The organism is Natrinema soli (genome assembly GCF_028618695.1).
This window is the reverse complement of the sequence record NZ_JAQIVI010000471.1, coordinates 1-15,590: the sequence shown is the minus strand read 5'-3', so window position 1 is coordinate 15,590 and position 15,590 is coordinate 1. Positions and strand designations below refer to the sequence as shown.

Genomic DNA, 15,590 nt, shown 5'->3' with positions numbered 1-15,590 from the left:
ATTCCGCCGCTCGCCCTCGAACGCGCCGTCGAGGTCGACGAGGTGCAGCGTTCCCGCGCCGGCGTTGATCCACCGCCGGGCCGCCTCGACGGGATCGCCGTAGGTCTTCTCCGTGCCGCGTTCCCCCTGGACGAGCTGAACGACTTCGCCGTCCTGAATGTCGACCGCCGGAATCACCTCGAAATCCTCGAACTCGCCGCCCGCGTCGTCGCTGTTCATACTCGAGTGAGCGAGGCCGGCGCGAGTAAAGGCGACGGTTTCGCCGAACGACCATCGCCGCGACACTGTTCCTATTTCCAACAGAATTATTACATGTGTGGTCGGTGTGGCTCGTCTCATGCCGCTGTCGGCGTGCGATTTCCTCGCACAAGCGACTGTGCCCCGATCTGACGTGACGACCGATATGCTCGTCGTGTTCGGCGTCGTCGTCCTCGCGCTCGTCCTCTTTCTCACCGAACGCCTGCCGATCGACGTGACCGCGATCTTGCTGATCGTCGTGTTGGTCGTGCTCGAGCCTTGGACCGGCGTCGATCCCGAGACCGGCATCTCGGGCTTTGCGAACGAGGCGACGATCACCGTGCTGGCCATGCTGATCCTGAGCGGCGGCATCAGCCGGACCGGAATCGTTCAGGAACTGGGTCGCCGGATGGCCGCGTTCGCGGGCGAAAGCACTCGAAAGCAGGTGTTCGCGACCGTCGCAGCGACCAGTCCCGTCTCCGGCTTTCTGAACAACACGCCGGTCGTCGCGCTACTGGTGCCGGTCGTTACCGACGTCGCGAACCGGGGGAACACGTCGCCGTCGAAGCTGCTCATTCCCCTCTCCTACGCCTCGCAGCTGGGCGGCATGCTCACGCTCATCGGCACCTCCACCAACATCCTCGCGAGCGATATCAGCGCCCGCCTCGGTTCCGAGTATCCCGAACTCCACCGGTTCTCGATGTTCGAGTTCACGCAACTGGGCGCAATCGTCGTCGTCGTCGGCTCGCTGTACTTGATCTTCGTCGGTCACTATCTCTTACCCGAGCGAGTCCTCCCGCGGGCCGACTATCTCGAGGAGTACGCGGTCGGGGACTACATCGCCGACGTCGCGGTCGTCCCGGGCTCCCCGCTCGCGGGCGGGACGGTCCGCGACGCGACCGCAATGCTCGGCCCCGACATCGACGTGGTGCAAGTCGTCCGCGACGAGGAACGGTCGATCGCACCGCGACAGGGGACCGCTCTCGAGGAGGGCGACGTCCTCGTCGTCCGGACCGACCGCGACGCGATCACGGCCCTCGAGGATGCTAACGGTGTCGAACCGGTCGGCCGTCCGAACGAAGCCACGGACCACATGGCAGCGGCCGACGGCGTGCTCACGGAACTGGTCGTCTCGCTCGATTCGCAACTCGTGGGCGAGCGCCTCGATCCGGAGTGGTTCCGCGAGGAGTTCGACGCCGCCGTACTCGGGTTGCGGAGTCGGGGCGAACTCGTCGGGGAGCGCATCGTCGGCAAACGTCTCGCCGTCGGCGACACGCTGCTCGTTCAGGCACCGCCGGACGCGCTCGACCGACTCGCCCGCGGGGACGACGTGATCGTCGCCCGCGAACCCCCTCGACCCGACTACCGCACGGAGAAGGTGCCGATCGCCGTCGCCATCATGCTCGGCGTCGTCGTCGTCGCCGCCCTCGAGCTCTACCCGATCCTCATCTCCGCGCTCGCGGGCGTCGTCGCGATGGTCGTCACGGGCGTGCTCGAGCCCAACGAACTCTACGACGCCGTCGAGTGGGATATCATCTTTCTGCTGGCGGGCGTGATCCCGCTGGGGATCGCACTCGAGGAGAGCGGCGGGGCGGCGCTGCTCGCGTTCGCGGTCGTCGAGGCCGCGGGACCGCTCCCCGAAATCGTGGTCCTCTGGTTGTTCTACCTGCTCACGGCGCTGCTGACCAACGTTATCAGCAACAACGCCAGCGTCGTCCTCCTGATTCCCGTTGCGGCAGCGGCGGCCACGGGGATCGGTGCGAACCCGTTCGCGTTCGTGCTCGCGGTGACCTTCGCCGCGAGCACCGCGTTTCTGGGCCCGATCGGCTACCAGACGAATCTGTTCGTCTACGGCCCCGGCGGCTACCGGTTCGGCGACTACGCTCGGATCGGCGCGCCGCTCCAGCTGGTGTTGTCTCTCGTGACCGTCCTCGGAATCGCGGTCTTCTGGGGAGTGTGAGTGGGCCGGCCGACTGTCGTGACGCGAGCCGTCAGCCGAACCGTCGACCGAGGCGGTCGCGCCGATAGCCGCGCGACGGTGTCGCCGGATTGCAGTAGCGCGCCGCTATCGCTGTGGCCGGTTTCAGTACTTCTTTCAGGAGCATCCCTGTACTACCGGTGGATGGTCGAAACCGTTCTGCTGGTGGGTATCGTCGCCTCGATTTTTGTCGGATTCAATATCGGCGGCTCATCGACCGGAATCGCGTGGGGACCCGCCGTGGGGGCGGGACTCCTTCGGAAGACCACGGCGGCCGGGTTGATGACGTTCTTCGTCTTTCTCGGCGGCTGGACCGTCGGCCGGAACGTGATGGACACGCTCAGCGGCGACATCATCACGATCGAAATCTCCCTCGGTGCGGGCGTCGCCGTCCTCTTTTTCATCGGCTTCGGAATCCTCATCGCGAACGTCTTCGGCGTCCCCGTCCCGACGTCGATGACGACCGTCGGGGCGATCGCCGGACTGGGGCTGGCGACGGGGACAATTAATTTCGAGACGATCGGCTGGATCATTTCGTGGTGGATCGTCACGCCGATCCTCGCTCTCTGGATCGGCGCGTTCGTCGGCCGGTACATCTACCCGGAACTCAATCGACGGTTCGAGATCTCTGCGACCGAGGGGCCGTTGCTCACCCTCGAGCGAAACGGCTCGGTCCCGTCGATCGGCCTCGGACCGAACACGACCAGTCAGGAACTCGTCGGGACGATCGTCGTTCTCGTCATCGGCTGTTACATGGCGTTCAGCGCCGGTGCGAGCAACGTCCCGAACGCCGTCGCGCCGCTGGTCAGCAGCGGCGCGCTCGGGGCCGATAGCGCGATTATCATCGCAACCGTCGCGATCGGGATCGGCGGCTTCACCATCGCCCGCCGGACGATGGAGTCCGTCGGCAGCGAACTCAGCGATATCCCGTTACTGGCGGCGCTGATCGTCATGATAACCGCCTCGACGATCACGACCCTGCTCTCGGCGGCCGGGATTCCGATCAGCCTCGTGATGGCCTCCGTGATGACGATCGTCGGCCTCGGCTGGGGACGAGCGACCCGTCCCGTCACGGCTCGAGACGCCGTTCGCGGGGAGGTCGACGCGGAGATGTCGATGGGTGCACTGAAGGCAGAGCCCGAGGCCCCGATCACGCGGATCGGCGAGGAAGAGCCCGAAGAGGTCCTGAACGCGGGCGATCTCTTCAACCCGCGGGCCATCATGAAGTACGTCTCGATGTGGATCATCGGCCCGTCGATGTCGACGATCCTCGCCTACGGCTTCTTCGTCGTGGTCCCGTTTGTTTGAGCCCCGACAGCGGTTATTCTGCTCTCGATCGTCGGTCGCCGCTGATCGCTCGCGTTCTCGTTCCGATGGCAGCCTCGGAACCGGTCAGTCCTCAGTACGGTCGTCCTGATCGCTGTCGGCCGATTCTTCGAGCAGCTCCTCGACTTCGTCCTCTCGCGGCCGGCGGTCGACGCGCTCGTCGACGGTGTCGACTTTCGCCTGTACCTCCTCGAGTTGATCGCCAACCGTCTCTTCGACGGTTTCCTCGACCGTCTCACCGACGGTCTTATCGACCGTTTCCTCGACCGTCTCGCTCACCGTTTTCTCGACAGTTTCACCGACTGTCTTGTCTACCGTCTCCTCAACGGTCTCACTGACGGTTTGTTCGACAGTCTCGCCGACAGTCTTATCGACGGTTTCCTCGACCGACTTCTCGACGGTCTCTCCGACAGTTTCCTCGACCGATTTCTCGACGGTTTCCTGCACGGTCGACGTCATCCAGTCGGGATCGAACCGGGCCATCTTCCAGACGACGTGGAGTACGTACGAAGCGAAGACTCCCAGCCCGAACGTCAGCCCGACCCGAATATCGAGCGTCGCGATGAGGACGACCGCGAGCAGAATCAACCCGCCGTACGCGAGGTCGATGATCGCGTCGATGCGCGCCGGTCTCATAGCCGACCGACAGTCGCGAACGCATCGATCGACGTGCTCTCCGACCGCGAGGAACGTCGTCCGTCCTTCGGATCGCCGTCCGACTGAAATGAGTACGCGCGTGACGACATGATACTGTCCGACACGGTCCGATTCGATGAAGTCCTTTGGGATCGCGGTCGAGACGAACCACCGTTACCGGCGGCACTTTCGCTCCGATTGCTTCGCCTCGAGCCGGCTCGAGTAGCGTATTCGTCAGGTATTGAGACGAAATTCGGGCGGACCCTCGTTCGGACTCTCGAGCGAGCGGGTACTAACTGGCGGCTCTCCGACACTGACGCGAATAAACGCGTTTTTAGGGTCGGATCGCATGACTACTAAACGTGCCGGAAGTACTGCTGATCGTTGGGATTCTCGTCGCCATCTTCGTCGGGTTCAACATCGGTGGCTCGACGACCGGGCCTGCGTTCGGGCCGGCCGTCGGTGCAAACGTGATCACGAAGGTGATGGCAGCCGGACTGATGTCGATTTTCTTCTTCGTCGGGGCCTACACTATCGGTCCACAGGTCGTTAACACCCTCGGCAAGGACCTCGTTACCGACACGTCGATCTTCACGATGCGCTCGAACGTCGCCGTCCTCTTCTTCATCGGCGGCGCGCTGTTCGTCGGCAACTACGCAGGCGTCCCCGCCTCGACGTCGATGACCGCGGTCGGAGCGATCGCCGCGCTGGGAATGGCGACCGGTGAACTCGACCTCGAGGTGCTGGGCGAGATCGTCATCTGGTGGGTCGTGGCTCCGATCACCGGCTTCTGGGTCGCCGGCGTCGTCGGGCGGTACTTCTACCCCCGGATCAACGAGTGGGTCGCCATCGAAGGGACGCAGGAGGGGCCGCCGATGGTCACGATCGACCGATCGGGGCTCGCCCCGCGGCTCCGGTTCGGGGCTGACGCCACTCGTCGGGAAATCACGGGTGCGATGGTCGTCGTCGGTATCGGCTGTTTGATGGGCTTCGCATCGGGAACGAGCAACATCGCCAACGCGATCGCGCCGATCTACGGTACCGGCGACGTCGGCATGGTGCCGCTGATCCTGATCGGCTGTGCGGCGGTCGCGGTCGGCTCCTTTACGATCGCTCGCCGCACCCTCGATACGCTCGGCAGCGACATCACGAACCTGCCGCTGACCGCGGCGATCGTCGTCGCCGTCATCAGTTCGGGGATCGTCGTCAGCCTCTCGTGGATCGGCATTCCCGCGAGCTTCGTCGTCATCGCGACGATGAGCATCGTCGGGCTGGGCTGGGGACGAGCCACCCGAACGACGACCCTGTCGGGAGTCAGAGCCGGCGAGGAAACGCGCGTCTCGGTCGGTGCGCTGACCGCCGAGGAGGAGGGCGAACGCTCCCCCCAGATCGGCGAGGAGGAACCCGAGGACATCCCGCAGGCGTCGGATCTGTTCGACCCCTCGACGACCGCCCGCGTGATTCTCATGCAGAACGTCGTCCCAGCGATCTCGACGATCGGCGCCTATCTCACGTTCCGGTTCGTCCCGATATTTGGCTTTTGAGCGCTCGGATCCCAGTGGTCGATCGCTGACGGACCGGTAACCCGACCCCGTCGCGCCGTGCCATTCGTCTTTCCGTTTCGACTCGTGATGGTGATCGTCGGACTGGCCTGCTATCCGGATACTATCGCCGAATCGCGACGGAGCGTGAGCCGGTAGACTGCCACGACTGGGTAGCGGTGGCCTCGAGCGACTCCTCGCGGGTCCATGGACCGGTGTCAGGACGAGTGACGTCGGTTTCTAATCCGGCAACAAACGCACCGGTCGTGGAAATACGTTCGGACATTTCTTTTTTGTCTCCCGTTCGATCACTGATCTTGTATAGAATCACCGCATTCTTTCCTTCGAATTGGTCAATTCTGACTCAAAGACAATTTAGGACTGAACAGCAAGCTATACCAATGCGGCCCTCGAACCGCAGAGTGATGCCCACGGTAGAATACCTCAATTACGAAGTACTGGACGATCAGGGCTGGGACATGGACGACGACGACCTCTTCGGCGAGGCCGCCGATGCCGGCCTCGACGAGGAGGATTACGGCACGCTCGACGTCGCCGAGGGCGAATACATCCTCGAGGCGGCCGAAGCGCAGGGCTACGACTGGCCGTTCTCGTGCCGAGCCGGTGCCTGTGCGAACTGCGCGGCGATCGTCTTCGAAGGCGAGATCGACATGGACATGCAGCAGATCCTCTCCGACGAGGAGGTCGAGGAGAAGGACGTCCGCCTGACCTGTATCGGATCCGCCGAGACCGACGAGGTCAAGATCGTCTACAACGCCAAGCACCTCGACTACCTGCAGAACCGCGTCATTTAGACCACAGCCGGCGGTCGGCGTTCGACCGTTCCCCGTCTTCGGGGCTATTTTCATTCGCTTTCCGAGCCGTATTGCCCGTCTATGGCCCCATTAAAACGGTTTATACCGATCGCGAGGGGATTGTGCGGTCTGGTGTACAGTGACTGTCAGTGGCTACTATCGCTCCAGATCCGCCGTTCTGTCATCCGATCCGAACGACGGCGGCCCGCCGTTCGCTCGTTCTCTGTACTCCTCGAGCGATGGGGCGCTTTGGTCCCTCCGTTTCGGTTCGGGTACTGTTTGGTGACCGTGCTGAATTCGGTGGATCGCCCTCCCAGTAGATTGAATGCCTGCTCAACCGTATTATGGAAATAACCATAAAACTGCATGTAATGCTCTATATCGTCCATACAAATCCTAACCGGAACTATTACTTGAACTGATTCACAACTATCTGCTGATGTCACAAGCGACGGATCGATTACAACGATATCTCGAGGACGAACTCGAGGCCTGCCGCGACGAGGACGTCGATCGGCGACTCGACGAACTCGAGACGCTCGAAGCGGCGATCGGCTCGGAGCGGGTCGACGCCGAACTGGACGTGCTCTCGGCGCTGGCGAACGAGACGCGGTACACGCTGGTTCGAGTTCTCGTCGCGGCCGATACGGAGCTGTGCGTCTGCGAGTTACACGCGGTCGTCGACGTGACCGAGAGCGGGCTTAGCCACGCTCTCTCGCAGCTCGTCGATGCGGGGCTCGTCGACGGCCGGAAGGAGGGGCGCTGGAAGAAGTATCGAGCGACGAATCGGGCGGTGGCTCTCGTGACCGTCCTCGAGGGCAGCGTGGACTATGAGTAATACGGTCCGCGAGCACGGACCGGACTGCGGCTGTGAGAGCTGCGGCGATCCGCGGTCGATGGATTTCCTGGACAAGTATCTGACCGTGTGGATCTTCGCGGCGATGGCCGTCGGCGTCGGACTCGGTTACGCCGCGCCGTCGGTGACCGAACCGATCCAGGATCTCCACCTCGTAGAGATCGGGCTCGTAGCGATGATGTACCCGCCGCTGGCGAAGGCGAACTACTCGCGGCTCCCGACGGTCTTCCGAAACTGGCGGGTGCTCGGCCTGAGCCTCGTCCAGAACTGGCTCATCGGCCCGACCCTGATGTTCGGGCTGGCGGTCGTCTTCTTCAGCGGGCTCGTACCCGGCCTGCCGGCCCGCCCCGAGTACTTCCTCGGACTCGTCTTCATCGGGATGGCCCGGTGTATCGCGATGGTGCTCGTCTGGAACGAACTCGCGGAGGGGTCGACCGAGTACGTGACCGGACTGGTCGCGTTCAACAGCCTCTTCCAGATCGTCACCTACGGCGTCTACGTCTGGTTCTTCGGGCTCTTCTTGCCCCCGCTGCTGGGCATGGAGACGCTCGTCGCCGGGATCACGACCTTCGACGTCTCGCCCGTGCAGGTGTTCGAAGCTATCGTGATCTTCCTCGGGATTCCCTTCGCCGGCGGCTTTCTCACGCGGTACGTCGGAACCCGGACCAGAGGCGAGGAGTGGTACGACGAGTCGTTCGTGCCGAGGATCGATCCGCTGACGCTCGTCGCGCTCCTGTTTACCATCGTCGTGATGTTCGCCACGCAGGGCGAGACTATCGTCGCCGCACCGGGCGACGTCCTCCTGATCGCCGTCCCGCTGACGATTTACTTCGTCGTCATGTTCTTCGTGAGCTTCGGCATGGGTCGCGGGATCGGTGCCGACTACTCGACCACGACCGCGATCGGCTTCACGGCGGCCTCGAACAACTTCGAACTGGCCATCGCCGTCGCCGTGGCGGTGTTCGGCGTCGGCTCCGGGGTCGCCTTCGCGACCGTCGTCGGCCCGCTTATCGAAGTTCCAGTGTTACTCGCGCTGGTCAACGTCGCGCTGTACTTCCAGCGACGGTTGAACTGGGGCGGATCCGACAGCGGCGGCCTCGAGATGACGATACCCGACTCGCACACCGACGATTGATATCCACTGATAGCCGACACTCACTGACAACTACCGCCCACATCGACCACGATCATGACACCCAACTCCACGTCGGACGAGCCGATTCGTATCGCCTTCATGTGCGTCCAGAACGCCGGCCGCTCCCAGATGTCGACCGCGTTCGCCGAGCGCGAACGCGCCCGACGCGGCCTCGAGGAACGCGTCGAAATCCTGACCGGCGGCACCCATCCCGCCGACGAGGTCCACGAGGAAGTGATCGAAGTGATGGCCGACGCCGGCTTCGACCTCGCCGACCGAACGCCCCGCGAGATCACGATCGACGAACTTCGGTCGTGTGACTACGTCGCGACGATGGGCTGTTCGACGCTCGAGGTCGGCGACGTCGGCACGGACGTGGCGGTCCGCGACTGGGCGCTCGACGATCCCGACGGTCGCGACCTCGAGCGGGTGCAAGAGATCCGCGACGAGATCGAGCGGCGAGTCGCAGCATTGTTCGACGAGTTCAGCGACGCGCCCTAGAGTCTCGGTGTGACCCGTTCGGTCGCCACTGGAATTCGACGGGGACCGCCTCCGTCACTGCCCGAGCGGAACGTAGTCATCGAACGACCGCCCGTGCATCACGAGCTTGTGCGCGGCGACGAGGACGACGACGGCGAGCATGATGAGCACGCCGTCGACGATCGACGAGAGGAGTCCGAGCGAGACGATCAGCGTCGTCGCACAGGCGGGCGGATGGACCGTCTCGGTCGCGAGCATTCCCCCCGAGGTGAGCACGACGGCGACCACGCCGCTGGCGACGAATCGAAGCTGTGCGGTCGCGAGCACCGGCGCAGCCGTGGTGACGCTCACGCCGAGATCGGGCGCGATAGCGTGATACGCGATCAGTCCGGCCACGACGCCGATACCGTGCCCGCCGATCACCCGCCGAGGCGCGGTGACCTCGCTCTCTCGAACCGTCGCTAACAGAAAGGCGGAGGGCCCTAAACTCGGAAAGATAAACGCCTGCCCCGTTATCCAGGCGAGTAGCCCCGGAACCGCGAGCAGCACGCCGACGTACAGGGTCGAAAACGCCGCGCCTTCCCTCATGCGCGGTGCTTATCAGTGCAAACGGATAGACGTTCACTTTTCATCGGATTATCCCCCGCAGAAGTGCCGTTTCGAACACGACCGCGACTACCGTCAGCTCCGGTTCGATGCGCTCGAGCGCGGATCGAGTCGCGATGACGGATTCCGGACGGGCCGAAAACGTAACGGCACCGCGCTTCGGATGGATGGTCGTGACGTTCGCTGGTGCCATCGGGACGGCTCCGGATCTCCTCCGACTCCTCGCCGTTCCCGTCTTCGCCTGGACCGCCTACCGCGACATCGAGACCAGACGCGTCTCGAGTACCGTCTGGATCCCCCTCTCCCTGCTCGGGGCCGCGTTGCTGGGCTGGGAGGGCTGGCTCGCCTGGAGCGCCGGCGGGGAGGCGTGGACCTACGAGTTCCTGATTCCGACGGCGATCAGTCTGGGACTGGTCGTCCCGATCGCCTACCTGTTCTGGTGGTTCGGCGGCTTCGGCGGTGCCGACGCGAAGGCCCTGCTCGTGTTGGCCGTCCTCTTTCCGACCTTTCCCGAGTACGCGCTGGGGCCGGTGACGTTCCCGCTCGCCGAGACGACTGCCATCGGCACGTTCTCGTTTACGATCCTGACGAACGCCGTTCTGGTGGGGATCGCACTGCCGCTCGCCCTCGCGATCCGCAACGCCGCCGCGGGTCGGATCGCACCGGTCATGTTCGTCGGCTGGCCCGTCTCCTGGGATCGGATTCCGGAGACTCACGGCCGCCTGCTCGAGACGCCGGCGGGACTCTCTCGAGGCGGCCTCGACCTCGACGCGCTCCGGATGTACCTCCGCTGGCGGGGGCTCTCACTGGCCGACCTGCGCGATGACCCTGACCGGTATCGCGATCCGTCGACGCTGCCGGCCGAGACGAATCCGCCGACCGACGGGGCTGTGACTGCGACCGTACAGCCCCGCAGTGACGGTGGGACACTCGAGGCGGACGCCGACGACGCGGTCCCTGAACCCGTGGCGGACTCGGAAGCGCCCGAGTACGACGACCCGTGGGGTGCCGACGCGTTTCTGGACGATATCGACGGCTCGGCCTATGGAACGACGCCGGAGACGCTACGTGAGGGGCTCGAGGTGCTCGCGACCGAAGAGACGGTCTGGATCTCGCCGGGAACGCCGTTTCTCGTCCCGGTGTTCGCCGGGTTGGTGATCGCACTGGTCTACGGCGATTTGTTGTTGGGAACGCTGTTCTAACGAAAGACCTGTCTCGCTCTCGACTAACCACTCGATGTGCGGTGGCGCGCGCTGTGCCGCGGTGAACCAATGGTGAACCGCGGCTCGATGCCGTGCGAGGGATGAACGAGGGAACGCAGTGACCGAGTGAATCGGCTGGGGAGGGCGTGGCTCCTCCGTGTTGCCACGATAGCAGGACGCTTATTCTAACCAGACTCTCGCCTCTCTGGAGACCGAAGCCACAGTCGCGACTGCTGCTACGAGCCCTCTACAACGTTCGCTCATAGAGCGGGACGAGGACCGTCCAGAAGAGGACGAACGCGACACCGACACCGATCAGCGCCAGCCACGGATCGCCCCTGCCAGTCGGCACGCCACTCGAGAGGAGGACGAACGTTCCCGCGAACAGCAGACAACAGACGAGGACGCTGCCGAGCTCGAGGACCGTGGCGACGGGGTGAGCGCGCAACTGGGCGACGATGCCGGCGATGGTCATACGCGAGGCTCACCGCGCGGAGAGTAAAAACGTCACGGCACCGTCGAGACCGCCCCGATCGATTCAGGCTCGAGACTCGATCTCGTCGGCGATGTCGTCGAGTTCGTCGTCCTCGAGGTCGGCCGGGCCGCCGAACATGGCGTGAATGGGGCCGCCGCCGTCGCCCTCGAAGCGGGGGACGATGTGGCAGTGGACGTGGGGAACCTCCTGTCCGGCTTCCTCACCGTTGTTGAACGCGACGGTGGTCGCGTCGGCGTCGACGCTCTCCTCGACGGCGGGAACCATGCGATGGATCGTCGCGTAGAGGTCAGCGGCGACGTCCTCGGGGACGTCGTTCAATCGCTCGTACTCGTCTTTGGGGATCACCAGCGTGTGACCCGGGGCCAGCGGGTTGGCGTCGAGGAAGGCCATCGTCGTCTCGTCTTCGTACACGACTCGCGCAGGAATTTCTCCCTCCACGATCTGGCTGAAGATCGTACTCATGTGCGAGTGTGTGTCGTCTCGTCGTATGAAGGTTACCCGACTGTCCGAACCGATTGCCAGTTTCGATCGGACGCCAGCCGATGAAACCGGTCGTTCGACTCGAGTCCGCGGTCCAACGGTCCGTTTTCGCACTACCGCTGCCCGCTATCGCTGTCGGACGACCCGCACAGTTCGTCGAGCGTCTCGCCGATCGCCTCGAGGTACTCTTCGGGCTCGTAGCCCAGCCGGCCGATCCAGACGTCCTGATAGGAGGGATGCAGGATCGGCAGGAGCCACACGTCGAGTCGCTCACAGCGCACCGGCTCGAGCACGCTGTCGATGAATCCCTCGAGCGTCTGCTCTTCGGCCGCTAACACGGTCTTCGTCGCGTGCTTCCCCGTCGCGAGGACGACCGTCGGATCGACCTCCTCGAGCTCGGTCAGGAGATGAGTCCGACAGTTCGCGCGCTCCTCGGGGGTGGGTTCGCGATTGCTCGTCGGATCGTCGGGTTCGGCGGGAAAACACTTCACCGCGTTCGTGAAGTAGGCATCGTCGCCGTCGCCGATCTCGTCGACCATCTGACGGATGCGCCGACCGGAGTGTCTCGAGGTGTAGGCCTTGCCGGTCCAGTTGCCGCCCCGCCAGCGGTCGGCGTCGGGGTTGCCGTATCCCGGCGCTTCGCCGACGACCACGATGTCGGCGTCGAGATTTCCGGTTCCCCACGAGATGCACTCGCGCGACTCGACGAGTGCCGGACAGCGGGTGCAGTCGGACTCGAGGACGTTACGATCGTTCGGATAGACCGGAGATTCTGCGGTCGCCGAATCGGGTTCGGCGTCCGGTCCGGCGTCGGTATCGGGGTCGGTCGCGGGCACATACTGAGATACGTCCGAGACGATATATGGGAGTCGGTCCGCGCCATCCCAACGTCGACCGGGTCGCGTCGCGCGCGAGGGAACAGATTTACCTTGAGTGGATGGGTAGAAGAGTGGTAATGCCAACGCTCGATCCGGAACTACTCGTTGAATCACTCTTACTAGTCGTCTACACCGTCGTCGCCGGTGTGTTGACAGTTGGTGGCATTCTCGTCGAACAGGCGAGCCTCCAGCACCTCGGAGGCGGCGAAGCGATGATCGCGATGTGGATGGCCCTCCTCGGCGGCGTCATGCTTTATGCGGGTGTGTACGGTCTGGGTTATCAGAAGGTCCTCTCACAGTACATCTGAGCAGCCACTGACAGCGTTCGGTTTCTCGAGGTGCCGGTGACGCGAGCGACCTGCAATATCGATTCCTCTTTACTGTCGGAAGCGATTAGGTCGGGTATGAGCAGGTTCGGCGAGGTCGACGACCAGTACGACCCACACGAACTCGAGCAGCGGGTCTTCGAGTACTGGGACGACGTCGACGCCTACGAGCGGACGGTCGAGCATCGATCGGACGGCGAGTCCTACTTCTTCGTCGACGGCCCGCCGTACACGTCGGGATCGGCGCACATGGGAACCACGTGGAACAAGTCGCTGAAAGACGTCTACATCCGCTTCCTGCGAATGCAGGGGTACGACGTCACCGATCGGCCGGGCTACGACATGCACGGGCTCCCCATCGAGACCCGCGTCGAGGAGCGACTGGGCTTCGAGAACAAGAAGGACATCGAGGAGTTCGGCGAGGAGAACTTCATCCAGGAGTGCAAGGACTACGCCGACGAACAGCTCGAGGGGCTCCAGTCTGACTTTCAGGACTTCGGCGTCTGGATGGACTGGGACGATCCCTACCGAACGGTCGAGCCGGAGTACATGGAGGCGGCCTGGTGGGGCTTCTCGAACGCCGCCGATCGCGGCCTCGTCGAGAAGGGGCACCGCTCCATCTCGCAGTGTCCGCGCTGTGAGACCGCCATCGCGAACAACGAGGTCGAGTACGAGGACGTCGAGGACCCCTCGATCTACGTGAAGTTCGACCTCGCCGAGCGAGAGGGGTCGCTCGTCATCTGGACGACGACTCCGTGGACGGTCCCGGCGAACACCTTCGTCGCGGTCGACGAGGACGGCGACTACGTCGGCGTTCGCGCGGAGCGAGACGGCGAGGAAGAACTGCTCTATCTCGCCGAAGCGAAACACGAGGAAGTCCTGCGCGAGGGCCGCTACGAGGACTACGAGGTCGTCGAGGAGCGCTCCGGCGAGGAGCTGCTCGGCTGGTCCTACGAGCACCCCCTGTCCGACGAGGTGCCCGATCACCCGGACCACGAGGGTGCGCTCGAGGTCTACGCGGCCGACTACGTCGACACCGACGGCGACGGCACCGGGCTGGTTCACTCCGCGCCCGGCCACGGTGAGGTGGACTTCGAGCGCGGCCGCGAACTCGGCTTTCCGATCTTCTGTCCGGTCGGCGGCGACGGCGCCTACACCGCGGAAGCGGGCAAATACGAGGGTCAGTTCGTCAAGGACGCGGACGACGAGATTACGGCTGACCTCGAGGACGAGGGCGCGCTGCTCGCCTCCGGCACCGTTCGGCACAGTTACGGCCACTGCTGGCGGTGTGACACGGGGATCCTTCAGATCGTCACCGACCAGTGGTTCATCACGATCACCGACATCAAAGAGGACCTCCTCGAGAATATCGAGGACAGCGAGTGGCACCCCGAGTGGGCCCGCGACAACCGGTTCCGCGACTTCGTCGAGGAGGCACCGGACTGGAACGTCTCGCGGCAGCGCTACTGGGGAATTCCACTCCCGATCTGGACCCCGGAAGACCGGGACGACGACGAAGACATGATCGTCGTCTCCACGCGCGAGGAACTCGCCGAGCGCGTCGATCAGGACGTCGATCCCGAGGCGGTCGACCTCCACAAGGACACGGTCGACGACCTGACGATCACCGATGGGGACACTACCTATACGCGCGTCCCTGACGTGTTCGACGTCTGGCTCGACTCCTCCGTCGCGTCGTGGGGCACGCTGAACTACCCCTCGGACGACAGCAAATTCGACGAGCTCTGGCCCGCCGACCTCATCCTCGAGGCCCACGACCAGACTCGAGGCTGGTTCTGGTCCCAGCTGGGGATGGGCACCGCCGCGCTCGGCGAGAGCCCCTACGAGCAGGTGCTGATGCACGGCCACGCGCTCATGCCCGACGGTCGCGCGATGAGCAAGTCCAAGGACATCCTGATCGACCCCCACGAGGCGATCGACCGCCACGGCCGGGATACCATGCGGCTGTTCCTGCTGTCGAACAACCCGCAGGGCGAGGACATGCGCTTCGACTGGGACGGGATGCAGACGATGGAGAACCACCTCCGGACGCTGTGGAACGTCTTCCGGTTCCCGCTGCCGTACATGCGGCTGGACGAGTTTGATCCGCAAGCAACCGCGCTTGAGGACGTGGATTCGGACCTCGAGCTGATCGATGAGTGGGTGCTCGCCCGGCTGCAGTCCACGAAGGCCGAGATGACCGACCACCTCGAGGAGTTCCGTCAGGACAGGGCGGTCGACGCGCTCCTCGAGTTCGTCGTTGAAGACGTCTCGCGATTCTACGTGCAGGCGGTCCGCGAGCGCATGTGGGACGAAGCGGACAGCGCCTCGAAGACGGCCGCGTACGCGACGATCTATCGGGTGCTCCGGGAGAGCGTCGCCCTGCTCGCGCCCTACGCTCCCTTCATCAGCGAGGAGATTTACGGGACGCTCACCGGCGACGACGGTCACCCCACGGTCCACATGGAGGACTGGCCCGCGGTCGACGAGTACCGGCAGGACGAACAGCTCGAGGAGGACGTCGCCCTCCTCCGCGCGATCGAGGAGGCCGGCGCGAACGCGCGCCAGCAGGCCGGGCGAAAGCTGCGCTGGCCGGTT

16 protein-coding genes are annotated in these 15,590 nt (G+C 64.3%); 10 read left to right on the top strand and 6 right to left on the bottom strand.

Translation table 11 applies throughout. From position 1 onward, the window contains the following. Positions 1 to 219 (bottom strand): HisA/HisF-related TIM barrel protein (locus tag PGX04_RS24405; protein ID WP_273740878.1); only part of this gene is annotated, 219 nt, incomplete at its 3' end. Between the two features lie 118 nt (positions 220 to 337). Here PGX04_RS24405 and PGX04_RS24400 point away from each other — a divergent pair. Together PGX04_RS24400 and PGX04_RS24395 are read left to right on the top strand one after the other, a co-directional pair. Beyond that, on the top strand, positions 338 to 2,197 hold the full coding sequence (locus PGX04_RS24400) for an SLC13 family permease (protein ID WP_273740877.1): 1,860 nt from the start codon (positions 338 to 340) through the stop codon (positions 2,195 to 2,197). A 162-nt stretch (positions 2,198 to 2,359) separates the two neighbouring features. Continuing rightward, the gene (locus PGX04_RS24395) at positions 2,360 to 3,523 is read left to right on the top strand and encodes an inorganic phosphate transporter (protein ID WP_273740876.1); all 1,164 of its coding nucleotides are present in this window, start codon (positions 2,360 to 2,362) and stop codon (positions 3,521 to 3,523) included. Positions 3,524 to 3,607: 84 nt separating this feature from the next. On the opposite strand, the gene PGX04_RS24390 is transcribed toward PGX04_RS24395, so the two are convergent. After that, positions 3,608 to 4,177, bottom strand: a complete 570-nt coding sequence (locus tag PGX04_RS24390) for a hypothetical protein (protein WP_273740875.1) — start codon at positions 4,175 to 4,177, stop codon at positions 3,608 to 3,610. Positions 4,178 to 4,539: 362 nt separating this feature from the next. Between PGX04_RS24390 and PGX04_RS24385 the strand changes: the two genes are divergently transcribed. The 5 genes from PGX04_RS24385 to PGX04_RS24365 all read left to right on the top strand — a co-directional run bounded on the left by PGX04_RS24385 (position 4,540) and on the right by PGX04_RS24365 (position 9,025). After that, on the top strand, positions 4,540 to 5,721 hold the full coding sequence (locus PGX04_RS24385) for an inorganic phosphate transporter (protein WP_273740874.1): 1,182 nt from the start codon (positions 4,540 to 4,542) through the stop codon (positions 5,719 to 5,721). Positions 5,722 to 6,143: 422 nt separating this feature from the next. Next, positions 6,144 to 6,533 (top strand): ferredoxin Fer, encoded by a 390-nt coding sequence (fer, locus tag PGX04_RS24380; protein ID WP_273740873.1) that lies wholly within the window; start codon positions 6,144 to 6,146, stop codon positions 6,531 to 6,533. A 439-nt stretch (positions 6,534 to 6,972) separates the two neighbouring features. Further along, positions 6,973 to 7,371 (top strand): ArsR/SmtB family transcription factor, encoded by a 399-nt coding sequence (locus PGX04_RS24375; protein ID WP_273740872.1) that lies wholly within the window; start codon positions 6,973 to 6,975, stop codon positions 7,369 to 7,371. Further along, on the top strand, positions 7,364 to 8,524 hold the full coding sequence (arsB, locus tag PGX04_RS24370) for an ACR3 family arsenite efflux transporter (protein WP_273740871.1): 1,161 nt from the start codon (positions 7,364 to 7,366) through the stop codon (positions 8,522 to 8,524). Before PGX04_RS24375 ends, arsB begins: the two co-directional genes overlap by 8 nt. A 54-nt stretch (positions 8,525 to 8,578) precedes the next feature. After that, positions 8,579 to 9,025 (top strand): arsenate-mycothiol transferase ArsC, encoded by a 447-nt coding sequence (locus PGX04_RS24365; protein ID WP_273740870.1) that lies wholly within the window; start codon positions 8,579 to 8,581, stop codon positions 9,023 to 9,025. A 54-nt stretch (positions 9,026 to 9,079) separates the two neighbouring features. On the opposite strand, the gene PGX04_RS24360 is transcribed toward PGX04_RS24365, so the two are convergent. Continuing rightward, positions 9,080 to 9,592 (bottom strand): HPP family protein, encoded by a 513-nt coding sequence (locus PGX04_RS24360; protein ID WP_273740869.1) that lies wholly within the window; start codon positions 9,590 to 9,592, stop codon positions 9,080 to 9,082. Positions 9,593 to 9,783: 191 nt separating this feature from the next. Here PGX04_RS24360 and PGX04_RS24355 point away from each other — a divergent pair, with 191 nt between their 5' ends. After that, on the top strand, positions 9,784 to 10,812 hold the full coding sequence (locus PGX04_RS24355; RefSeq protein ID WP_273740879.1) for an A24 family peptidase C-terminal domain-containing protein: 1,029 nt from the start codon (positions 9,784 to 9,786) through the stop codon (positions 10,810 to 10,812). A 247-nt stretch (positions 10,813 to 11,059) separates the two neighbouring features. On the opposite strand, the gene PGX04_RS24350 is transcribed toward PGX04_RS24355, so the two are convergent. The 3 genes from PGX04_RS24350 to PGX04_RS24340 form a co-directional block, all read right to left on the bottom strand. Beyond that, entirely contained in the window at positions 11,060 to 11,287 is a 228-nt protein-coding gene (locus tag PGX04_RS24350) for a hypothetical protein (protein WP_273740868.1), read from the bottom strand. A gap of 63 nt (positions 11,288 to 11,350) precedes the next feature. Next, positions 11,351 to 11,770: an HIT family protein gene (locus PGX04_RS24345; protein ID WP_273740867.1), complete on the bottom strand. Its 420-nt coding sequence runs from the start codon at positions 11,768 to 11,770 to the stop codon at positions 11,351 to 11,353. A 131-nt stretch (positions 11,771 to 11,901) separates the two neighbouring features. After that, the gene (locus PGX04_RS24340) at positions 11,902 to 12,624 is read right to left on the bottom strand and encodes a uracil-DNA glycosylase (protein ID WP_273740866.1); all 723 of its coding nucleotides are present in this window, start codon (positions 12,622 to 12,624) and stop codon (positions 11,902 to 11,904) included. Positions 12,625 to 12,743: 119 nt separating this feature from the next. Here PGX04_RS24340 and PGX04_RS24335 point away from each other — a divergent pair, with 119 nt between their 5' ends. Together PGX04_RS24335 and ileS are read left to right on the top strand one after the other, a co-directional pair. Further along, complete coding sequence (locus PGX04_RS24335) at positions 12,744 to 12,974, top strand: DUF8151 family protein (protein ID WP_273740865.1); 231 nt, start codon at positions 12,744 to 12,746, stop codon at positions 12,972 to 12,974. A gap of 96 nt (positions 12,975 to 13,070) precedes the next feature. Continuing rightward, positions 13,071 to 15,590 (top strand): isoleucine--tRNA ligase (ileS, locus tag PGX04_RS24330; protein ID WP_273740864.1); only part of this gene is annotated, 2,520 nt, incomplete at its 3' end.